Source organism: Xanthomonas sp. NCPPB 1068, from assembly GCF_041479385.2.
Lineage (GTDB): Bacteria > Pseudomonadota > Gammaproteobacteria > Xanthomonadales > Xanthomonadaceae > Xanthomonas > Xanthomonas cannabis.
Genome location: NZ_CM192986.1, coordinates 3053103 through 3075216 on the forward strand (window position 1 = coordinate 3053103; position 22114 = coordinate 3075216).

Sequence of the window (22114 nt, forward strand, 5' to 3'; positions counted from 1 at the left end):
CGCCAGGGAAGTGATGCACGGGAAACGCGGCAACACGCGCAGCGGCGCATTGCAACTTACCGATGCAATGCATCGCCAGGACCAAATGAAACCCTAGCCCGGCCCGCCAAGCGCCGATCCGGCACACCGCCCGGACCGGGCATGGCAACCCGGCCACTGCGCCACCCTCACCCCGCCACGATGTTCACGATCTTGCCCGGCACGATGATGATCTTGCGGATCGTCAGCCCGTCGAGGAACTTCGCGGCATTGGGCTCGGCCTGCGCCAGCGCTTCGATCTGTTCGCGCGTGGCGTCCGCGGCGACGTCGATGGTGCCGCGCAGCTTGCCGTTGATCTGCACCGCCAGGGTGAGCGCATCGCGCACCAGCGCGCTGGCATCGGCCTGCGGGAACGCCACGTCTTCCAGCAACGTCTCGCCACGGCCCAGCACCTGCCACAACGCGTGGCTGGCGTGCGGGGTGATCGGGTTGAGCAGCAACACCATCGCTTCCAGGGCTTCCTGGCGCACTGCCCTGCCCTGGTCGCTGGCGTCGTCGAACTTGGCCAGCGCGTTGGACAGTTCCATCACCGCGGCAATGGCGGTGTTGAAGCTGTGGCGGCGGCCATAGTCGTCGCTGACCTTGCCGATGGTCTCGTGGGTCTTGCGGCGGATCGCCTTCTGCTCGGCGCTCAGGCTGGCGGCATCCAGCGCAACCGCGGCGCCCTCGCCCACGTGCTTGTGCACCTGCACCCACAGCCGGCGCATGAAGCGCGCCATGCCATCCACGCCGGCCTCGTTCCACTCCAGCGATTGCTCCGGCGGTGCGGCAAACATCGAGAACAGGCGCACGGTGTCGGCGCCGTACTTGGCCACCATCGACTGCGGGTCCACGCCGTTGTTCTTGGACTTGGACATCTTCTCGGTGCCGCCGATGTGCACCGGCTGGCCATCGGCGATCAGCACCGCGCCGGTGACGCGGCCGCGCTCATCGCGCTGGATCTCGACGTCGGCCGGATTGATCCAGTCCTTGCCGCCGTTGTCGGCATCGCGATAGAAGGTGTCGGCGATGACCATGCCCTGCGTGAGCAGATTGGTCACCGGCTCGTCGCTGTCCACCAGCCGCGCGTCGCGCATGAGCTTGTGATAGAAGCGGAAATACATCAGGTGCAGGATCGCGTGCTCGATGCCGCCCACATACAGGTCGGCCGGCATCCAGTAATTGGCGCGGCGGTCGACCATGTCGCGCGCATTGGGGCTGGTGTAGCGCGCCACGTACCAGCTGGACTCCATGAAGGTGTCGAAGGTGTCGGTCTCGCGCTCGGCCGGGCCGCCGCAGTCCGGGCAGGTGGTCTGGCGCCAGGTCGGGTCGGTCTTGATCGGCGAGCCGGTGCCGGCAAATTCCACGTTTTCCGGCAGCACCACCGGCAGCTGGTCCTCCGGCACCGGCACCGCGCCGCACTTGGCGCAATAGATCACCGGAATCGGGCAGCCCCAGTAGCGCTGGCGGCTCACGCCCCAGTCGCGCAGGCGGTAGTTGACCCGGCGCTGGCCCTGGCCCTTGCGCTCGAAGCGCTCGGCCAGTGCCTCGAAGGCGCCGCCGAAATCCAGCCCATCGAACTCGGCCGAATTGATCAGCTCCAGCTCGCGGCTCTTGTCGGTATACCAGTCACGCCACTGGGTGGCGTCCCAGGTCTGCTCGTCGTCGTTGCGCGGCTCGCGCAGCTTGACCACCTGCACGATCGGCAGGCCGTACTTGTTGGCGAATTCGAAATCGCGCTGGTCGTGGCCCGGCACCGCCATCACCGCGCCGGTGCCGTAGCCCATCAACACGAAGTTGGCCACCCACACCGGCACCTGCTCGCCGCTGATCGGGTGGACCGCGGTCAGGCCGGTGGCCATGCCGCGTTTTTCCTGGGTTTCCAGCTCGGCTTCGGAGACGCCGCCGTGCTTGAGCTCTTCCAGCAGGCGTGCCAGTTCCGGGTTGGATTTGGCGGCGTGCAGGGCCAGCGGGTGCTCGGCGGCGATCGACACGAAGGTCACGCCCATCAGCGTGTCCGGGCGGGTGGTGAACACGCGCAGCGGGTCGAGTGCGGCGCCGTTGGTATCGCGCACGTCGAACTGGATCTCCAGCCCTTCCGAGCGGCCGATCCAGTTGCGCTGCATGGTCTTGACCGAATCCGGCCAGCCGTCCAGCTGGTCCAGGCCGTCCAGCAGCTCCTGCGCGTAATCGGTGATGCGCAGGAACCACTGCGGAATCTCGCGCTTTTCCACCAGCGCGCCAGAGCGCCAGCCGCGGCCATCGATGACCTGCTCGTTGGCCAGCACGGTCTGGTCGATCGGGTCCCAGTTCACCAACGCGTTGCGGCGATAGGCCAGGCCCTTGCGCATCAGCCGGGTGAACATGCGCTGCTCGTGCACGTAATAGTCCGGCGTGCAGGTGGCGAACTCGCGCGACCAGTCGATGGCATAGCCCAGCGATTTGAGCTGCCCGCGCATGTGCTCGATGTTGGCGTAGGTCCACTTAGCCGGCGCGGTCTTGTTCTTGATCGCGGCGTTTTCGGCCGGCAACCCGAACGCATCCCAGCCCATCGGCTGCATCACGTTGTGGCCGGTCATGCGCTTGTAGCGGCTGACCACATCGGAGATGGTGTAGTTGCGCACATGGCCCATGTGCAGCGCACCGGACGGGTACGGCAGCATCGACAGGCAGTAGAACTTCGGTTTGTCCGAGTTCTCGTCGACCTGGAAGGCGCGGGTGGCATCCCAGAACTGCTGGGCGGAAGATTCGACCTGCTGGGGGTCGTAGGCGTTCGGTTCGACGGTGGACATTGGGAGCGGATGCTCGGGCGGTGCAAAGCGGTACAGGGTACCGCAGTGCAGCAGGTGCTCCAAACCGTTACTGCAGCACGGGCGGCTTGGCTGGCCAACTCCAGGCGGCCAACGCCAGCCAGCCGACCCAGGCCAGGAACGCCAACCGCTGGGCAATCGCCTGCCGCAGCAGGCCGGGCGGGCCGAACGCCAGCACCGCCACCAGCAGCCCGGCCACCAGGCTGAGCCAGGCCAGGCCACGGGTGTCGGACCCGTTGAGCAGCGCCGCGGCGATCAACAGCATGGCCGGCACGAAGGCCACCGCCCATAACAACCACGCCGTGGCATGCGCCTGGCTGGCGCGGCCGTCCAGGTCGGTGGGGTCCAGCGGCAGCATGCCCATGCCGACGAAGGCCAGCCCCGCCAGCACGACCAGTTGCCCGCCCACGCGCAGGCTCCAGCCGGCCTTGGGCGGCATGCGCGCCAGCAGGCTGACCCCCGTCACCATGCCCAGCACGCCGACCAGCACGAAGGCCAGCAGGTTGAAGCCCAGCGCGTGCGGCATGCCGGCCGCGCCCAGCAGCGCGACCGGGTGGCTGGCCTGCAGATAGCCGGGCAGCGTGGCGCCGAACCCGGCCACCGCCAGCACGAAGACGGTGGCCGCGATCAGGCCCAGGTAGCGCTGTGCGCGGTCGGTACTTCCCATTGTGGTGCTCCGGTGCGGGGCGCATGCGCGCCACCAGGACGCGGCATTGTCGGGCCGGGCGGACGCGGCGTGAACCCCTTGGGCCTGGCAGCCGCGCCGGACTTGTGTCGGCCGGGTTTGCCACCATTACCCTCCACTGTTGCCGTCACTACTTTCAGGAAGCCCATGTCCGACAAACCGCATGTATTCGATGTCACCACCGACACCTTCGAGACCGAGGTCCTGCAGAAATCGTTGACGACACCGGTGCTGGTGGACTTCTGGGCCACCTGGTGCGGGCCCTGCAAGACGCTGACGCCGATCCTGGAAAAGCTGGCCGCCGACTACCACGGCGCCTTCGAGCTGGCCAAGGTCGATGTGGACAAGGAACAGCAGGTCGCGGCGGCGTTCCAGATCCGCTCGGTGCCGACGGTGTTCCTGGTCAAGGGCGGCGAGATCGTGGACGGCTTCCCCGGTGCGATGCCGGACGGCCAGGTGCGCGAATTCCTGACCCAGCATGGCGTGCTGCCGGCCGAGGCGCAGGTGGTCGAAGAAGTGCCTCCCACTCCGCTCGACCCGCAGGCGCAGGCAGCGGCCCTGCGCGAGGCCATCGCCGCCGAGCCGGACAAGGACGAGCTCAAGCTGGACCTGGCGCTGGCGCTGCTGAAGACCGGCGACACCGCCGAGGCCGAGCAGTTGATCGACGCCCTGCCCGCCAACCTGGCCACCGACGACCGCGCCGTGCGCGCCAAAGCGCGGCTGGGCTTTGCCAATGTGCTCAAGGACGCCCCCGGTGCCGACACCTTGCAGGCCAGCGTGGCCGCCAATGGCGCCGACCTGCGCGCCCGCCACCTGCTCGGCGTGCGCCACCTGCTCGACGGCAACGACGAGGCAGCGCTGGAACAGTTCCTGGAAATGCTGCGCCAGGACCGCAGCTTCGAGGACAACCTGCCGCGCCGCAGCCTGATCGATGCATTCCGCGTGATCGAGGACGAAGACCTGGTCGGCCGGTATCGCCGCAAGATGTCGGCGCTGGTGTTCTGACAGCCGATGGCACTGCGGCGCCAGATGGACATGTAGGAGCGGACCTGGCCGCGACGCAGCCTTACCGGGGAGCTCTCGATTGGCGGCCAGCGGTAATACCTCGTCGCGGCCAGGTCCGCTCCTACGAACACCTGCGGCCAGGCCGAGGTGCGCGCCAAGGCCCCATCCATACGCATGCGAATGTTATGCTGGGCACCCGCCCCGCCATGGATTCCGGCACGCATGCGCGCCTCCTTGTTCAAACTCGGCGTCAACCTGTGGCCGCCCTATCTGTTTTCAGGCATCCACGTCACCGTGTTGTCGGCCGACTACCGTTTTGCGCGGGTGGAACTGCGGCAGCGTCCGTGGAACCGCAACTACGTCGGCACCCATTTCGGCGGCAGCCTGTTCGCCATGACCGACCCGTTCTGGATGCTGCTGGTGATGCAGAACCTGGGTCGCGACTATTACGTCTGGGACAAGGCCGGCAGCATCGATTTCATCAAACCCGGGCGCGGAACGGTCAGTGCGGACTTCGTGATCGACGACCAGGTGCTGGCCGAGCTGCGCGAAGCCACTGCCGGTGGCGACAAGCATCTGCGCTGGTTCGAGAACGAAGTGCACAACCGCGATGGAGAGGTGGTGGCACGCGTTCGCAAGCAGCTCTACGTCAGGCGCAAACCCGCGCGGTGACGGCGCGCTGCCGTTGCATGCCAGCGCCGGCGATCGATGTTTCACCTGCGCCAAGGCCGTGCGCCTGGTGCCCGGATGTGATCGTGATGTCTGCATGCGGCGCAACGCGGCGACCGCGCTCACGACATACTCGCTGCCGCATGCGGACCCTGGGACCTCCCAACCCACATGGAATGCCTGCATGAAAGCGATCAACATCATCACCCTGGTGCTTCTTATCGTCGGCGGATTGAACTGGGGCCTGGTCGGCCTGTTCCAGTTCGATCTGGTGGCGGCGCTGTTCGGTGGACAGGATGCGCTGCTGTCGCGTGTGGTCTACACGCTGGTCAGCATCTCCGCGCTCTGGCAGCTGGTGCCGTTGTTCCGCAACAACCATGGCGCCACTGCGCATCACACCAGCCCGCACGTGCGCAACCCGTAACCTGCCCGCTGCACGCGTGACACGACGCCGGCGCATCGCGCCGGCGTTGCCATCTGCGCACCGGCGCTTTGCGTCCTTGCGCGCATTGGTCAAGAATCAGCCATCTCCCCTGCTGGTTGCCTTCATGCTGCTGCGCACCGTTGCTTCTGCCTGCCTGGCGTCTGCCTGCCTCGTCGCACTCGCACTGCCCGCTGCCGCCGAGGCGGCCTATCGCAGCCCGCAGCAGATCCTGGACAGCTCACCGGCCAATACGTGGCGCGTCCTCGACCCGGAGCGCACGCTCTATCTGGAGCTGGATACCGGCAGGGTCATCATCGAACTGGCGCCACAATTTGCGCCCGAGCATGTCGGCAACATCCGCACGCTGGCCCACGAACGTTTCTGGGACGGGCTCACCATTTACCGCTCGCAGGATAATTTCGTGGTGCAGTTCGGCGACCCCGACGGCGAGACGCCGGGCAAGGCCAAGTCGCTGGGATCGGCCAAAACGCATCTGCCGGCCGAGTTCGAGCGCACCTCGCACGGCCTGGACTTCCAGCGTCTGCCCGATAGCGACGGCTGGGCGCCGCAGGTCGGCTTCGTCGATGGCTTTCCGGTCGGCCGCGACGACGCCAACGGCAAGACCTGGCTGGCGCACTGCTATGGCACCCTGGGTGCAGGCCGCAACAACGACGACGACAGCAGCATCGGCGCCGAACTCTACGTGGTCACCGGGCAGTCGCCGCGCCAGCTCGACCGCAACATCACCGTGGTTGGCCGCGTGGTCAAGGGCATGGAATTGCTGAGCGTGATCCCGCGTGGCCCGGACCCGATGGGCTTTTACGAAGACCCCGCCCAGCGCTCGCCGATCCGCGCGATGCGCCTGGCCAGCGAAGTGCCGGTACCCGAACGCACGCCCTTGCAGGTGCTGCGCACCGACAGCCAGACCTTCCGTGATGTGGCCGAAGCCCGCCGCAATCGCAAGGACGCTTTCTACAAGCGCCCGGCCGGGCATATCGATCTGTGCAATGTGCCGTTGCCGGTGCGGGCGCCGCCTGCCGGCTAGTTCGGGATTCGGGATTCGGGATTGGGGATTGGGGATTCGTAAAAGCGGGCGCGCTCGTTTTAGCGGGCGCGTTGGCTGAAGGCGACGCTGCCAAGGATCAGCACTGCGGCGACCAGCATGGTCCAGGTCAGCGGTTCGCCCAGCAGCGACCATGCCAGCAATGCACCGAACACCGGCACCAGATAGGTCACGGTGGACGCGCGTGCCGGGCCGATGCGCTGGATCAGGCGGTAATACATCAGGAACGCCAGCCCGGTGCAGACCACGCCCAGCGCGGTGGCGCAGGCCCAGGCCACTGCCGGCACCGGCGTGGTCGGCCACTGCCACCACGCCAGCGGTGCCAGCAGCAGCGCACTGCAACCCAGCGTGGACGCCGCCGATGCCGCCGGCGGCAGGTCGCCCATGTGCCGCTTCACCAGGTTGTAGCCGATGCCGTACAGCAGCGAGGCGGTGGCGCCCGCCAGTGCTGCCGGCCCCACGCTCAGCCCCGCCGATTTGCCGGTGGCCAGCACCAGCACGCCGATGAAGCCAACCAGCAAGGCCAATGCGCGCCGCGTGCCGATCTTTTCGCCGAAGAACAAAAACGCGATCAATGCGGTGAACAACACCGTCATCGCATTGCAGATCGCCCCGACGGCCGCCGGGGCGTGTTGTGCGCCCCAGGCGAACAGCAGAAACGGCAACGCGGAGTTGAGCACGCCGATTGCCGCCAGCATCGGCCAGCGCCGCAGCGGGAAGCGCTCGCGTGCCAGCCACAGGAACGGCAGCAACACCAATGCACCCAATGCCAGGCGGATCTCCACCAGCGCCACGGTGCCGAACCTGGGTGCGGCCACGCGCATGAACAGGAACGAGCAGCCCCAGACGATGCCGAGGAACCCCAGCTCCAGCGGCGTACGCCATTCGCGTGCCGCCAGCTGCGGCTGCGTCGAGGGGTGTGCGCTCACGGGCAGGCCCCTGCGACGCGCCGCAATGTGCTGAAACGGCAGGCAACGACATCCGGCAGGCAGGTGGACATGGCACGATCATCGCGATGGGATCACCCAGCATCGGCTGCGGCCGCAGGCGCGACAAGCGCGTAGTATCGGGGTCAGCCACAAATCTGACTCATTGCTCGATGAACCTGCGTCCGACCCTGTTGCCTGCGCTGGGCGTCTTCGCCGCCGCCGCCCGCCACCAGAATTTCGCGCATGCGGCCGAAGAACTGCATCTCACCGCCAGTGCGGTCAGCCACCATGTGCGCAAGCTGGAAGCATTGCTCGGCGCGACCCTGTTCCAGCGGCTGCCGCGCGGCGTCAAGCTCACTGCCGAAGGCCGCCAGCTGGCCGATGCCGCCACCGCCGCATTGGCCGAGATCGCCGCGGTGGCCGGCAACCTGCATCCGCGCGACGACGCCATCCCGCTGCGCGTGACCACGCTGCGCTCGCTGTCGTACTGCTGGCTATTGCCGCGGCTGCCGCGCTTCTGTCGCGCACATCCGCATATCCGGCTGGACCTGCAATCGGACCCGGCGTTCTCGCGTTTCGAAGAAGGCGGCCCCGAGCTGGGCATACGCTACGGACAAGGCGCCTGGCCCGGGCTGACCTCGCATCACCTGATGGATGACGAACTGTTTCCGGTGGCTTCGCCGTCGTTGCCGGAAGTGGCCGCGCTGCGCACGCCGGCGCAGATCGCGCAATTGCCGCTGCTGAGCGACATGTCGCCGCAGGGCTGGCGCGACTGGTTTCGCGCCGCACAGGTGCGCGGCACCACGCTGCCGCCCATGCACACCTTCAACGACAGCACCGACGCCATGCGCGCGGCGGTGTACGGCCTGGGCGCGGTGCTGGCACGCAAGCATATCGCCCAGCCCTACCTGCAGCGCTACGAACTGGTGCGCCTGCCGGGCCCCACGCTCAAGGCGCGCTACGCGTATTACATCGTGCACCCCAGCCACCGCGAACCCAGCCCGGCGGCGGCGCTGTTCATCGACTGGCTCAAGCGCGAAGCACTGGACGAACGCACCCCGATGCCGGCGCTGCCGGCCGAGCTGGTGGCGTTGCCGCCGAGCGAAGGCGTGCGGGAGCTGCGGGGACGTCGGAATTCGCGCAAGGCACCGGCAGCGGATTGAAGCAGCACTGAAATCCTGGCAGTGCGTGAAACATCTCGCTGTCCCTTCTCCCCGCGGGACAGTGTCCTCCTTCATGGAGGAGAAGGTGCCCCAAGGAGCGGGTGAGGGTGAGAACGAAGCCTGCTGGAGGCCGGGCAGGCATGGGGCTTCGCCCAGTGCCCTCATCCCAACTCCGCTCCGCGCCCCGGCCCTCGCTTGCGGCGCGGGCGCTCCAAGGCACGCGCGCCAGTGGCCCGCAAGCTGTGCCTTCTCGCCCCGCGGAGAGAGAGGCTTTCAGGACGTCGGGCAGCAGGACGACCAGAAATCGCTTGACAGCCGCACCCATCAAGATCATTAATTAGCTAATTCGTTAATTAGCTAACACTAACTATGTCTGCTGACCGCATTTTCGAAGCCCTTGCCTCGCGCCCGCGCCGGGAAATCCTGGCCTACCTGTCCGCACAGGAACTGACCGCCGGGCAGATCGGCGAACGCTTTGCGATGAGCGCGCCCGCCATTTCGCGCCACCTGTCGGTGCTGTCGGCGGCCGGGCTGGTCAGCAGCGAGCGGCGCGGGCAGTTCGTGGTGTACCGGCTGACCCCGGACAACATGGTCAATACGCTCAGCGGGTTCGCCTTCGAGGTCTGTCCCGTCGCCGGCCCGCTGCAGCGCGAGTCGCGCAGATTGGCCAAGAAATCCAGCTGACGCCCACTTCCACCGCAAGGAGTTGCCATGGACCACCAACGGATTGTTTCCGACCGCAGTTTCCCGCGCGTTGCGCTGCCCTCGTACAGCGGCGGCCGGCCGGTGGAAGTGATGCTGATCGCCCAGCTCGATCCCGGCGCAGGCGATAGCCTGATCGCGCAGACAGTGGAGCGGCAGCGGCAGCATCCGGCGCATCACGACGCGCTGGACGAACCCTCCGCGCAGTTGTCGGCGCCGGACCTGAGTCATGGCGACCCTACTTCGCTGTTCTCGTTTTCGGTGGGTCCGCAGGGACACCCATTCCACTGCCACGCCGGCAACCGCGTGTTCACTGCCATCACCGGCAGCGGCGGTGCACAGTTGCGCTTTTCCACCGCCTCGCCGCAGCAGATCGAAGCCGATCCGCATGCGTTCGTGCGCGCTCTGCGTTATGTAAACCTGCCAGGCGACAGCCTGTTCACCGTGCGCTTCGGCGGCGGCACCTGGCATCAGTTCGCACCGGCGCAGGGCGATGCCGCGCATTCGGCCTTCTTTGCGTTGTCCTGCCACCCGGACGAAGCCGGCGGCGCGCTGAGCGACGCGCAGCAGGCGTTGGTCAACCGGGGCCAGCCCACCATTGCCAGCCTGACCGACCTGCTGCCGGCCTCGGTGACCGCCCTGCTGCAGGCTACGCCGCTGGCCGCCAGCGATGTTCCCACCGTGTCGCTCTCCCTGCATGTCAGGCCGGAGAGCTGGAAGCAACGCGCCTGCAGCCGCGCGCGCCGTTGGAGCGGCCGGCTGCGGCAGGCGCTGCCGCGGGTGCGTCGGCCCGGGTTTGTCGCCACGCGCCTGGGCGTGCCGCAGATCCGCCCGCTGCCGGGCCTGCCTGCCGATGCATTGCTGCGCGGCCAGCTTGGTGAGGCCGTGCATTTCGAAGACAGCCACCAGCTGGAGCTGGATACGCGCCAGTTGCGCAGCGACAGCCTGCAGGGCGTGCTCTGCGATCTGCTGCAGGCATTCGTGGATCAGCCGCCGAGCGGGGTGAGCGGATTGATGCGGCTGCGCAACCTGATGGTCAAGCCGCTGGGGCTGCGCACCTCGCGCCTGGGCTGCCCGGTGTCGTCCTTGCTCGATCCGTATGCAAAGCAGCTGTTCGCCGGGCGCTTCCCGGTGCTGGCGCAACGTCGCGATGCCGATGGGCAGCAGGTGCAGGTCATCCTCGGCGCCGATGACAAGCATCTGCGTTTTCGTTCCTCGATCGGGTTGCGCCGCATCGGCGAGCATCGCATCGTGCTGACCATGGCCACGCAGGTCAGCTGCCGCAACTGGCTGGGACGCCTGTACATGGCCTCAATCCATCACGTGCATCACCACTACATCGTGCCGAGCATGCTGCGCGCCGCGACGCACCGCCTGCTGCATTCCGAACAGGCGGCAAGCGATGCCTGGCTGGCGCATTCGCTGTGAACGGATACGGGCGCGCCATCACCTCGTTTTGTCCTCGCGCTGCCTAGGCTTGGGGTCCCCAACCCAAGGAAGCTGTCCCATGCCCACGCTTCGCATGCGTATCACCGGCACCGACGACGACGCGCGTGCCATTGCCAACCTGCTGCAGAGCATCGAAGGCATCGAGCACGTGGAAGAAGTCGACGACCTGATGCCGCATCTGGACGACGACGATTCCAGCTCGGCGGGCTTGTCCGACGATGAAGGTCCCGGCAGCCACGAGTTCGAGGTGGAAGCCGGCAACGAGGCCACCGCGCAAAAGGTGCGCGATGCCGTGCAGGAACTGGCGCTGCAGCTGGATGTGTTTGTCGAATACGAGCTCGACGAAGGCTGAGCCGCACCGGCAGGTCTGCACTGCCGCACCCGACGGTGCATGTAGTCGATCTGTCGTGAGGTCTTGAGGTCTGCACGTCGATCGGCGTGCCGCCTGCCGCCACCGCACCTCAGGCGGCCACGTCATCTGCGCAGCACCAACGCTGCGCGACGCCAGCCGGGGCGGCACCGCCGCCCGGCCCCCTATAGGTCAGGACATCCGGCGCCGCCGCGCGCGCCAGCGCCACGCCTGCAACAGCAGCCAGCCGGCGATGGCCGCCAACAGCACGACCGGCAGCAGCGCCGCCACTGCGCGGATCACGAACGCCACACTCGACGAAAACACCTGGCCAAACCCTGCCGCGGCCTCGGCAATCTCGCCCCTGCCCTGCTCGCCCCCGGTGCTGCGGAAGGTGAGCGTCAGCAATTGTGTGCGGATGCGGCGTTGCTGCTGCGCGGCGTCCTGCTGGGTCTGCTGCGCTTCGGCTTCGATCTCCGCCAGTCGTTTGGACAACGCGAGCAGATCGGTCACCGACAGATCGCGGCGTTGCTGCAATTCCAGCAGGCGGGCGTGTTCCTTCTGCAGCCGCGCCTGGGCCAGGCCGGTATCGGCGATCTGCTGCGCCAGGTCTTCGGCGCGCGTGCTGCGGGCCGCCACCTCGCCGTGCTGGCCGGCCAGTTGCACCAGCGGCTCGATCCCCTCGGGCACCACCCGCACGCGCACGCTGCCGCTGGGATCGCGCCCGCCCTCCTGTTCCACCGCCAGCAGCGCGCAGCTGCCGAACTGCGCGTTCTGGCAGGCGGTGCGCACCGACGCGATGCGTTGATCGATCTGATCGGCCGGCAGCTCGATACGGACGTCGTGTTCGTACGCCAGCGCGTTGCCCTGCGCGGCGGGCGGCGCCGGGGCCGGGGCGCCACCATCTCCACCCATCTCTGCGGGTGGACGCGCACAGCCGCTCAGCCCCCAACCAACCAGCAACGCAATAGCGTACCTGCGCAAGCGGCGGCTCATCGGCTGGCCCCGTCGACCATGTGGACGCGCAGGCCGGCAAGATCCAGCCCGGGCAGGCAGCGCACGTTGACCGCGACGCCGGCTTCGCCGGTCTTCGGGTCCGCGCCCTCGCTGAAGGGCGCAATGCCGCACTGCGGGCAATGGTGATGCTCGATATGCTGCCGATTGAAGCGATAGCTACCCAGCGCATTCGGGGCCGCCTGCAAGTGCAGTTGGGTACGCGCGCCAAACCAGAGCAGGCCACCGCGGCGGCGGCAGAACGAGCAATTGCAGTCGTAGACCTCGGTGATCGGCGTCTCGGTCTCCAGATCGAACGCGATGCGTCCGCAATGACAGCTACCGGCGTAGTGCATGGGTATTCCTCCTTGGAAGCGCCACCGCAACGTGGCAACGATCGGGCGTAGTGCCTGGCGAGGGCGTTGCCGCCTGGACGAGCGCAAGCTCGGCTGGATGCGCCGCGGCCGCGCCCGCCTGGCGGGGGCGGTGCAGATGCGATCGCCACTCTAAACCAATGGCGGATGCGGACAACCGCACAGTTGCCTATGCTGGCGGTTTGCTTCCACCAGGACCCACGATGCGTCAACGCCTGCTTGTCCTCGCCCTGATCGCCGGCCTGAGCGCCTGCCAGCAGCAGCCCGAATCGCCGCAAGCCGGCACCACCGCAGCTCCCGTCCAGGACGCACAGACCCCGGATGCGCGCTTTGCGGCGTTGTCCAAACAGGCCCTGGACACCTGGATGCAGCTGTCGCCGGTGACCGCCACGCAGACCGGCGACCACCGCTTCGACACCCAGATCGACGACCTCAGCACAGCAGGACGCCAGCGCAGCCTGGACGCCGGCAAGAAGCTGCTGGGCGAGCTGGATGCCATCGACGTGGCCAAGCTCTCGCGCGAGAACCAGGTGGATGCGGCGATCCTGCGCAACCAGCTGCAGTCGGAAATCTGGAATACCGAGGTGCTGCAAAGCTGGGCCTGGGACCCGCAGGTCTATAACGGCCTGGCGGGCAGCGCGTTGTACGGCCTGATGGCGCGCGAGTTCGCGCCGCTGTCCGAGCGCCTTGCCGCGGCCACCCAGCGCATGGAAAAGATTCCCAGCATCTTCGCGCAGGCGCGCGAGAACCTGGACCCGGCGCGCGTGCCGAAGATCCATGCCGAGACGGTGGCCAAGCAGAACAAGGGCATCCTCAGCATCGTCGATACCTTCATCGCGCCCAACATCAGCCAGCTTGGCCCGATCGAGGCGGCGCGTGCGCAGGCGGCCATCGACAACCTGCGCAAGGCGGTGGCCGAGCAGCAGACCTGGCTGGACACCGTGCTGGTGCCCAACGCCAAGGGCGACTTCCGCGTCGGTGCGGAAAAATACGACCAGAAGCTGAAATTCGCGCTGTTGTCGTCGTTGTCGCGTGCCGAAATCAAGCAACGCGCCGAGTCCGAACTCAAGCGCGTGCGCGGCGAGATGTACGGCATTGCGCGCACCGTGCTCAAGGACAAGCCCGGCGCTCCCAAGCTGCCCGAATCGCCCAACGACGACCAGCAGCAGGCCGCGATCGAGGCCGCGCTGGAACTGGCCTATGCCGACAAGCCCGCACGCGACAAGGTGGTTGACGAAGCCAAGGCCGCACTGGCGCAGTCCACCGAATTCGTGCGCCAGAAGGATTTGATAACGCTGCCCGATTCGCCGGTGGACATCATCCTGATGCCGGAATTTCAGCGTGGCGTGGCAGTGGCGTATTGCGATTCGCCCGGCCCGCTGGACAAGAATCTGAAGACGTTCTACGCGGTGTCGCCGATTCCCGACGACTGGAACGACAAGCAGGTCGATTCGTTCCTGCGCGAGTACAACACCCGCATGATCCACCTGCTCAGCATCCACGAGGGCACGCCGGGCCATTACCTGGAAGGCTGGCACTCGGCCAAGTTCCCCTCCACGCTGCGTGCGGTGCTGCGTTCGGGCATGTTCGCCGAGGGCTGGGCGGTGTACACCGAGCGCATGATGCAGGAACAGGGCTACCTGGATAACGACCCGCTGTTCCATCTGGTGCAGTTGAAGTTCTACCTGCGCACCATTGCCAATGCCATCCTCGACCAGGGCGTGCATGTGGACGGCTGGGATCGCGACAAGGCGATGCACCTGATGACCCACGACACCTTCCAGCAGGAAAGCGAAGCATCGGGCAAGTGGGTGCGTGCGCAGCTGTCGTCCGCGCAGCTGCCGACCTACTTTGTCGGCGTGCAGGAGCATCTGGATACGCGCAAGGCGGTGCAAGACAAGCTGGGCGACAGCTTCAACCTGAAGGCCTATCACGACAAGATGCTGTCCTACGGCGCGCCACCGGTCCGCTTCGCACGCGAGCTGATGCTGGATCAGCCGATCGAGTGATCGATCCTTCTCCCGTCGGGAGAGGGGCTTGCTGCTGATCGATCAAAGACTGCAAGTCTTCCTTCTCCCGCGCGCGGGAGAAGGTGCCCCTTAGGGGCGGATGAGGGGCACCTCGTGACGTCGTTGCGGCCGGCGATGTCGAATGCATCGCCACGCGCTTCGGCGATGACACGCCAAGTGGCTTCGCCCGTACCCTCACCCCAACCCCTCTCCCGGCGGGAGAGGGGCTTGCTGCTGGTCGATCAGAGACTGCAAGTCTTCCTTCTCCCGCGCGCGGGAGAAGGTGCCCCGTAGGGGCGGATGAGGGGAGCCTCGTAAAGTTGTTGCGGCCGGCGATGTCTAATGCATCGCCAGGCGCTTCGGCGATGAGGCGCCAAGTGGCTTCGCCCTTACCCTCACCCCAACCCCTCTCCCGGCGGGAGAGGGGCTTGCTCTGTTGCTATTTCTTGGCGAGCGGCGAGCCTGTGCCCAGCTGTCGCGCAACGACCGCGCACGGCCTTGCGTCACGCATCCGCCGCAACAAATCCGCCGGTCTGGCGCGCCCACAGCCGTGCATACAGCCCGCCATGCGCGATCAGCTCGGCGTGCGTGCCGGTTTCGACGATGCGGCCGGCATCCATCACCACCAGCCGGTCCATGCGCGCGATGGTCGACAGCCGGTGCGCAATCGCGATGACGGTCTTGTTGCCCATGAGTGCATCCAGGCTGTCCTGGATGGCCGCTTCCACTTCCGAATCCAGCGCCGAGGTGGCTTCGTCCAGGACCAGGATCGGCGCGTCCTTCAACAGCACCCGCGCGATCGCGATGCGCTGACGCTGACCGCCGGAGAGCTTGACGCCGCGCTCGCCCACATGCGCGTCGAAGCCGCGACGGCCTTCGCCATCGATCAGCGTGTCGATGAAACCTTCCGCGCGTGCCTTGCGCACCGCATCCAGGATCTGCGCGTCGCTGGCCTGCGGCCGGCCGTACAGCAGGTTGTCGCGGATCGAGCGATGCAGCAGCGAGGTGTCCTGGGTCACCAACCCGATCTGCCCGCGCAGGCTGTCCTGCGTGACCTGCGCAATGTCCTGCCCATCGATGAGGATGCGCCCCTGCTCCAAGTCGTACAGCCGCAACAGCACGTTGACCAACGTCGATTTGCCGGCGCCCGAGGGCCCCACCAGGCCGATCTTTTCGCCGGCGCGCACCTGCAGGTCCAGCCCGGCGATCACGCCACCGCGCTTGCCGTAATGGAAATGGATGTGCTCGAACCGCACCTGGCCTTGCGTCACCTGCAACGGCGCCGCAGTCGGCACATCCTGCACCTGTACCGGCTGCGAGATGGTCTGCATGCCGTCCTGCACGGTGCCGATATCTTCAAAAATGCCGTTGACCGTCCACATGATCCAGCCGGACATGTTGTGGATGCGAATCACCAGCCCGGTCGCCAGGGTGATGGCGCCAACGCTGATCTGCCCGCGGCTCCACAGCCAGAGCGCCAGCCCGCACGTCCCGACGATGAGGAACCCGTTGGCGACTGCGATGGCCGTGTCCATTGAGGTCGTCACGCGCGTCTGCCCGCGATGCTTGACCGCCAGCTCGTCGATCGCCTCGCGCACATAGGCTTCCTCGCGGCCGGCATGGGCGAACAGCTTGAGCGTGGAAATATTGGTGTAGCCATCGACGATGCGCCCGGTGGCCTTGGAGCGCGCATCCGACGCGATCCAGGCGCGCGCCTTCATGCGCGGCACGAAGAACGCCATCAGCGCGACATACACCACCAGCCAGATCAACAGCGGCGCCATCAGCCACGGATCGGCCTGAGCGAACAGCCACAACGCGCTGCCGGTATAGACCACGATGTACCACAGCGCATCGACCATCTGCACCGCCGATTCGCGCAGCGACGTACCGGTCTGCATGACGCGGTTGGCAATGCGGCCGGCGAAATCGTTATTGAAAAACCCCAGGCTCTGCCGCACCACATAGTTGTGCATCAACCAGCGCGAGCGGTTGCTCAGCCCCGGCACGATCGCCTGGTTGACCAGCAGGTTGTGCAGGCCGGTGAAGAACGGCCGCGCGATCAGGGTGATCCCCGCCATCCACGCCAGTTCGCTGGCGTGGCGGCGGAAGAAGTCGGGCCCTGGCCGCTCATTCAACATGTCCACGATGCGGCCGAGGAAGTCGAACATCGCCACTTCCACCAAGGCCAGCAACAAGCCCGCGATCAGCGTGGCCAGCAGGATCGGCCACAGCGGCCGCAGGTAGTGCAGATAGAACCGCCACACGCTACGTGGCGGCATCTCCCGCTCGATGGGCGGAAAGATGTCGATCAGGGATTCGAACCAGCGGAACATTGCAGATACTTCGCTAACACCGGGCCGTCAGGCTAGCCGATCGGGCGTCAAGCCGCAGTGCGTTGATCCGGCGGCCTGGCGTAGCGCGGTGGCAGCGTCGGGCGTGGGTGCCCATGTTGCTGCACCTGCACGCCACGGCACTGTCGGCATCCGGATCTACTCGCGAATCCGCGCCAGCAGCCGGTTGACCTCGGCCAGATCGAAATGGGCTGGATCCAGCCGCCCACCGAGCGTGGCCAGCTCCTGCACATGCTGCGGGTGGTCCGTGTCGGCGATGATCTGCAAGAGCGCCCGGTAGGCGTCGATCCCGCCACTGCGTTCCGGCGGGCAGGCATTGGCGCCCTCGATGCAGCGCGCGATGCGCAGCCCCGCATCCGGCGGCAGCACGGCCTCGACCTGCAGCGTGTGCTTCCAGCCAGCGCCGGCACCATAGAAATAGGCGAATTCGCCAAGCTCGCCCACCGCGCTTTCCAGCGTGACCCGGGCGGCATGCTTGAGCCGCGAGCGCTCCGGCACATCCAGCCCGGCCTCGCCATAGCGGCCACCGCCGAAGTCGAATTCGTACGGATGCGCGCCGCTCCAGCCCATCACCGACTGCAGCACGCGGTGCAACGTGGCCAGGCGTACTGCGCCCGACACCAGCAGGCGCCGCCAAATCGGCGGCGCGCTATCGGTCAATGCCACATGCAGTTGATACAGCGGTGCAGATGGCTGCACCGGTTGCTGCGCGAATTTCTTTTTTGCCTTCGTCATCGTGTCGTGCTTGTTCCTGACTGTCACCCAGTATGGCGTGCCAACCAGGCAAATGCAGACGCCGCCCGGAGCGTCGAGTAAACGACCGGGCAGTCGCCAGGCCGGTGCGGCCGGTGCCCGAATCGGTATGCACCACATGTACATTCCGGATCTGAGCGCGTCGTCCACGCCCGCCTGATGTCCCCTCGCTACGTATTGTTAACCACGCCTAGACACTCCTTCGCGTGCGCAAACCGAACAGCAGGTCATACAGGATCGGAATCAGGCCCAGCGTCACCAGCGTGCCCAATGCCAGCCCACCGATCATGGTGATCGCCATGCCCGTCCACAGCGGGCCTGCAAACAGCATCAGCGGTACCAGGCCAACGATGCAGGTGAGCTTGGTCATGATGATCGGGCGCAGCCGTTTGACCGCAGCCGCCACCACCGCTTCGCGACGCGGCAGGCCATCGGCAAGTTCGGCCTCGATGCGCTCCAGCAGCAACACCGCGTTGTTGACGATGATGCCGGCCAGCGCCAGCAGGCCGAAGGTCGCCATGAAGCCGAACGGATAGCCGGTCAACACCAGCGCCAGTGCCGCACCGATCAGCACGAACGGCACCGCCGACAGCACGATGAACAACTTCCGGAACGAGTTGAACTGCCACACGAACAGCAACAGGATCGCGCCCAGCGCATGCGGCATGTAGTGCAGCAAGGCCTGATTGGCTTCGGCCGAATCTTCCAGCTCGCCGCCAATCTCCACGCGGTAGCCAGCCGGCAGCTTGAGCGCGGCGATTGGCGCGGACAGCCGTTCGACGATCTCGGTCGCGGTCAGTTGCGGGTTGCGCGCGGTCACGGTGATGGCACGGCTGAGGTTGCGCCGCTGGATCGCCGACGGCTCGCTGTCGCGCAACACCGTGGCGACCGCCGCCAACGGGACAGGTGCGCCGCCTGCCTGCGGGTACACCAACGTATCGGCCGGATTACCGTTGGCGGCACGCTCGTCGGTGCTGCCGCGCACGACAACCGGCACATCGGTGCCATCGTCGCGGATCACCGTGGCATCCACGCCGCTGTAGCGCCCCTGCAAGGCCTGCGCCACGTCTTCGCTGCTCACACCGGCGCGGCGGGCTTTGAGCTGGTCCACCTGAACGACATAGCGCGGAATGCGCGCCTGCCAGTCGTCCTGCACGTCCACGGTGCCCGGCACTGCCCGCAAGGCCCTGGCAATTGCAGCGGCGCTGCTGCGCAGCACCGCTTCATCCGGACCCACCACGCGATACACCGCCATCCCAGCTTCGGTGGCGCCCAGCGAAAAACGTTTGGGCTCGGCACGCAGCGCAGGGAAGTGGCTGCGCACATGAGAGCGTACCCGCGCGATCACCGCATCGATATCGGTCCCGGGCCGCACGCTGACCGTGAAGTACGCCTGGTTGGCGGCCGGCAGCGGCGGGTTCAGGCCCAGCACGATGCGCGGCCCGCCATCGGCAACATACCCGATGCTGTCCACCACCTCGGGGTTGGCGTGGCGGTCGCCCAACCAGCGGCTGAGTTCACTCACCGTGCGCAGCGTCTGGCGCGCATCGCTGCCCGCCTGCAAGGTCACCGGCATCTGGAACTGCAGGCGGTCGGACTTGGGCAGGAAGTCGTATGGGATGGACACCAGCACGGTGACCGCTAGCGCCAGCATCGCCGTCATCGCACCAATGAACAGCACCTTGTGCTGCAGCACGCGTTCGATCACACGGCGATAGCCGCGATAGAACCGCGATTCGGCTGCGTCGCTGGTCTTGGTGACATGCACCTTGGCGAAGTACATGCACAGCAGCGGCGTCACGGTGATGCTCAGCAACCACGAGCCCAGCAGTGTCACGCCGAGCACGGTGGCCAGCGAGCGCAGGTATTCATTGGTGCTGGTCTGGCCGAAGAAGAACGGCGAAAACGCCAGCACGATGACCAACGAGGAGGTCAGCAAGGGTGTCGCCAACGTCCGGCCGGCATCGATGCAGGCCTGGCGACGTTCCTCGCCGGCCACCAGACGGCGCTCGATGTCTTCGGCAATCACGATGCCGTTGTCCACCAACAAGCCCAACGCAAGAATAATGGCGGCAATCGAGACCGTCTGCAGCTCCACGTCCAGCACACGCATGACGATCAGCGAGGCGAAGATGGTCAGCGGCACGATCGCGCCGACGATCAACCCGGTGCGCCAGCCCAGAAACAGCATCACCACCGCCATGACGATGACAATGGTCTCGCCCATGACGTGATGCATCTTGCCCATCTCGCGCTCGACCACATCGGCCTGGAAGCTCACCACGTGCTGGGTGAAGCCGACAGGCAGCTCACGCGCGGTGTCGTCGAGCTTGGCGCGCAGCGCCTTGCCGAAGTCGGCGATATTGGTGCTGGGCTGCATCGAGACCGAGACCACCACCGCCGGCTGGCCCTGGTAGACGGCCGCGCTTTGCGGCGGGTCGGTCGGCATCACCTGTACCTGTGCCAGCTCGCCCAGGGTCACTTCGCGGGTACTGCCTGCGGGCGCGCCTGGCACGCTCAGCAGCACGCCGCGCAACTGCTCGGGCGTGCGGATTTCGCCGGACGTGGCCACGGTCAGCGCCAGCCCAGACACCGCCACCTGCCCACCGGAGCCCACCACGTTCTGGGCGCGCAATTGCGCCATCACGCTGGACGGTGTCAAGCCGCTGGCCAGCAACCGCGCGCGATCGAACGACACGTACACCGCCTCGTCCTGCAGGCCATACAACTTCACCTGCTCCACGCCGGGCAAGGCGTACAGCTGCTCGCGCATTCGCCGCAACGGGCCGCGCATTTCGCTCATCGAAAAGCCCGGTGCGGTCACCGCAATCGAAGCCACCGACACGCGCCCGAAGTCGTCGTCGACGAGGGGGCCAAGGGTGCCCGCAGGCAATTGTGCGCCGGCCTCCGCGGCCTTGGCGCGCACGCGCTGCCACAGCGCCGCTAGATCCTGCACATCGTCATAAGCGGTCAGCTGCACGATCGCGCTGCCCGGATGCACCGTGGTGACGATGCGCTTGATGCCGGCCAACTCGCGCAAGCGCTCCTCCACCGGACGCGCCAGCAGGTTTTCCACCTGCTCGCTGGGCATGCCGGGATAGGCTACCGACACCAGCGTGTCGCGCACGGTCACCGACGGTTCCTCCTGCGACGGGAAACCGAGAAACGCCACGATGCCGCCGATCAGGATCATCGCTGCGGCAAACAACGTCAGCCGGCTCGAACGCATCGCCATCTGGGTCACCTTCATGGCGTGCGACCTCCGCCCAGCTGCGTCTGCGCCTGCAGCGGTGTCACCGGCTGGCCGTTCACCAAGAAGCCCACGCCAGCGCTCACCACCTGCTCGCCTGCACGCAGCCCGCGCAGAATGTGGACGCGCTCGCCGATGATCGTTCCCAGCTCTACCGCGCGTTCGACCACGGCCCTCTTTGCCGGCTGGTAAACGAACACGCTGGCCTGTTGCCGGTTGAGCCGGGGCAATACCGCCGACAACGGCACACTCGGCGTGGAATCGGCAGGGGTCGGCAGCGCCAGCATCACGCTGTCGCCGCTGCGCAGCGACGGCGCGGCGGCGAGGGGTTGCAGCAACGCATGTACCGTCGTGGCATTGTCCAGGCGGCTGGAAAGACTGCGCAGACGCAGTTCGATCAGCCCATCGCCCGCATCCGCCACACGGGCATGCACGGTCTGCCCCGGCACCAAGCCGGCACCGGCAGTTGCCGGCAATGTGGCGACCAGTTGCACATGGCCCTGCCCCTCCACCTGCAGCACCGTCTGCCCAGCCGCCACATCGGCCTGCGGTTGTTGCAGGCGCGCCACCACGCTGCCATCGAAGGGCGCGCGGAGCTCGCTCAAACGCGTGCCGCGGCGCGCCATGGCCAGATCGGCCCTGGCCACCTGCAGCTGTGCGGCCGCCGCATCTGCCGCTGCGCGCGCAGCAGTCAAGGTGGCGTTGGAACTGGCACCGTCATCGAACATTGTCTGTTGCTGGCGCAATTGCAGTTGCCGCTCGCCGGATTGCGCCAGTGCCGCGCGCACGTTTGCAGCAGCCTGCTGTTCGCGCAGGCGCAGCGGTTCATCATCCAGCCGTGCCAACAGCTGGCCGCGGGTCACCCGGTCGCCGACATCCACTAGCACTGCGGAGAGACGGCCCGCCCCTTCGAACCCCAGCTCGGCGCGTTGTTCCTGGCGCACCAGCGCCGGCACCTGCAGTGGGTTATCGCTCCCGCTGCCGAAGCGCTCCAGCTTCACCGCGCGTGGTGTCTCACTGGCCGGCGCATCCGGCCCGCTGCATGCGGCCACTCCCAGCAGCAACGTGCCGCACACCAGGCCGCGATAAAACATCGTCATCATTTGATCCCCGGT

18 protein-coding genes and 1 other RNA gene are annotated in these 22114 nt (G+C 66.9%); 10 read left to right on the plus strand and 9 right to left on the minus strand.

The window, feature by feature from the left end; all coding sequences use genetic code 11:
- Positions 1 to 167: 167 nt before the first annotated feature.
- Complete coding sequence (gene leuS / locus ACCQ12_RS12955; protein WP_372381895.1) at positions 168 to 2810, minus strand: leucine--tRNA ligase; 2643 nt, start codon at positions 2808 to 2810, stop codon at positions 168 to 170.
- A 67-nt stretch (positions 2811 to 2877) separates the two neighbouring features.
- A complete protein-coding gene (locus ACCQ12_RS12960; RefSeq protein WP_372381896.1) occupies positions 2878 to 3495 on the minus strand; it encodes a DUF998 domain-containing protein in 618 nt (205 codons plus the stop codon).
- A 165-nt stretch (positions 3496 to 3660) separates the two neighbouring features.
- On the opposite strand from ACCQ12_RS12960, the gene trxA reads away from it, so the two are divergent.
- From trxA to ACCQ12_RS12980, 4 genes are all read left to right on the plus strand, one after another.
- Complete coding sequence (trxA, locus tag ACCQ12_RS12965) at positions 3661 to 4518, plus strand: thioredoxin (protein WP_372381897.1); 858 nt, start codon at positions 3661 to 3663, stop codon at positions 4516 to 4518.
- 222 nt (positions 4519 to 4740) lie between these two features.
- Positions 4741 to 5190, plus strand: coding sequence for a DUF4442 domain-containing protein (locus ACCQ12_RS12970; protein WP_104580527.1), 450 nt, complete (start codon positions 4741 to 4743; stop codon positions 5188 to 5190).
- 181 nt (positions 5191 to 5371) lie between these two features.
- Positions 5372 to 5611, plus strand: coding sequence for a DUF378 domain-containing protein (locus ACCQ12_RS12975; protein WP_372381898.1), 240 nt, complete (start codon positions 5372 to 5374; stop codon positions 5609 to 5611).
- Positions 5612 to 5735: 124 nt separating this feature from the next.
- Complete coding sequence (locus ACCQ12_RS12980; protein ID WP_372381899.1) at positions 5736 to 6656, plus strand: peptidylprolyl isomerase; 921 nt, start codon at positions 5736 to 5738, stop codon at positions 6654 to 6656.
- 59 nt (positions 6657 to 6715) lie between these two features.
- Here ACCQ12_RS12980 and ACCQ12_RS12985 read toward each other — a convergent pair whose 3' ends face one another.
- On the minus strand, positions 6716 to 7603 hold the full coding sequence (locus ACCQ12_RS12985) for a DMT family transporter (RefSeq protein ID WP_047695692.1): 888 nt from the start codon (positions 7601 to 7603) through the stop codon (positions 6716 to 6718).
- Between the two features lie 170 nt (positions 7604 to 7773).
- Here ACCQ12_RS12985 and ACCQ12_RS12990 point away from each other — a divergent pair, with 170 nt between their 5' ends.
- The 4 genes from ACCQ12_RS12990 (at position 7774) to ACCQ12_RS13005 (ending at position 11269) form a co-directional block, all read left to right on the plus strand.
- Positions 7774 to 8766: a LysR substrate-binding domain-containing protein gene (locus ACCQ12_RS12990; protein ID WP_372381900.1), complete on the plus strand. Its 993-nt coding sequence runs from the start codon at positions 7774 to 7776 to the stop codon at positions 8764 to 8766.
- Between the two features lie 369 nt (positions 8767 to 9135).
- Complete coding sequence (locus ACCQ12_RS12995) at positions 9136 to 9450, plus strand: metalloregulator ArsR/SmtB family transcription factor (protein ID WP_064508264.1); 315 nt, start codon at positions 9136 to 9138, stop codon at positions 9448 to 9450.
- A gap of 111 nt (positions 9451 to 9561) precedes the next feature.
- Positions 9562 to 10896 carry a DUF2867 domain-containing protein gene (locus ACCQ12_RS13000; protein WP_372383615.1) on the plus strand — a complete coding sequence of 445 codons (1335 nt, stop codon included), beginning with the start codon at positions 9562 to 9564 and terminating at the stop codon, positions 10894 to 10896.
- 79 nt (positions 10897 to 10975) lie between these two features.
- The gene (locus tag ACCQ12_RS13005; RefSeq protein WP_039412560.1) at positions 10976 to 11269 is read left to right on the plus strand and encodes a hypothetical protein; all 294 of its coding nucleotides are present in this window, start codon (positions 10976 to 10978) and stop codon (positions 11267 to 11269) included.
- Between the two features lie 189 nt (positions 11270 to 11458).
- Here the strand turns inward: ACCQ12_RS13005 and ACCQ12_RS13010 are convergent, their stop codons facing one another.
- Entirely contained in the window at positions 11459 to 12262 is an 804-nt protein-coding gene (locus ACCQ12_RS13010) for a DUF4349 domain-containing protein (protein WP_372381901.1), read from the minus strand.
- Entirely contained in the window at positions 12259 to 12615 is a 357-nt protein-coding gene (locus tag ACCQ12_RS13015; protein ID WP_372381902.1) for a GFA family protein, read from the minus strand. The genes ACCQ12_RS13010 and ACCQ12_RS13015 overlap by 4 nt, the downstream gene beginning before the upstream one ends.
- 221 nt (positions 12616 to 12836) lie before the next feature.
- Between ACCQ12_RS13015 and ACCQ12_RS13020 the strand changes: the two genes are divergently transcribed.
- Positions 12837 to 14642: a DUF885 domain-containing protein gene (locus ACCQ12_RS13020; RefSeq protein ID WP_372381903.1), complete on the plus strand. Its 1806-nt coding sequence runs from the start codon at positions 12837 to 12839 to the stop codon at positions 14640 to 14642.
- 503 nt (positions 14643 to 15145) lie between these two features.
- Here the strand turns inward: ACCQ12_RS13020 and ACCQ12_RS13025 are convergent.
- Both ACCQ12_RS13025 and ACCQ12_RS13030 read right to left on the minus strand, forming a co-directional pair.
- Entirely contained in the window at positions 15146 to 16978 is a 1833-nt protein-coding gene (locus ACCQ12_RS13025) for an ABC transporter ATP-binding protein (RefSeq protein WP_372381904.1), read from the minus strand.
- 156 nt (positions 16979 to 17134) lie between these two features.
- On the minus strand, positions 17135 to 17731 hold the full coding sequence (locus ACCQ12_RS13030) for a plasmid pRiA4b ORF-3 family protein (protein WP_372381905.1): 597 nt from the start codon (positions 17729 to 17731) through the stop codon (positions 17135 to 17137).
- A 127-nt stretch (positions 17732 to 17858) separates the two neighbouring features.
- Here ACCQ12_RS13030 and ACCQ12_RS13035 point away from each other — a divergent pair.
- Positions 17859 to 17935, plus strand: a non-coding RNA gene (locus tag ACCQ12_RS13035) — sX9 sRNA.
- A gap of 4 nt (positions 17936 to 17939) precedes the next feature.
- Here the strand turns inward: ACCQ12_RS13035 and ACCQ12_RS13040 are convergent.
- Together ACCQ12_RS13040 and ACCQ12_RS13045 are read right to left on the minus strand one after the other, a co-directional pair.
- Positions 17940 to 20999: an efflux RND transporter permease subunit gene (locus tag ACCQ12_RS13040; RefSeq protein ID WP_372381906.1), complete on the minus strand. Its 3060-nt coding sequence runs from the start codon at positions 20997 to 20999 to the stop codon at positions 17940 to 17942.
- Positions 20996 to 22102 carry an efflux RND transporter periplasmic adaptor subunit gene (locus ACCQ12_RS13045; protein ID WP_372381907.1) on the minus strand — a complete coding sequence of 369 codons (1107 nt, stop codon included), beginning with the start codon at positions 22100 to 22102 and terminating at the stop codon, positions 20996 to 20998. The genes ACCQ12_RS13040 and ACCQ12_RS13045 overlap by 4 nt, the downstream gene beginning before the upstream one ends.
- Positions 22103 to 22114 lie beyond the last annotated feature (12 nt).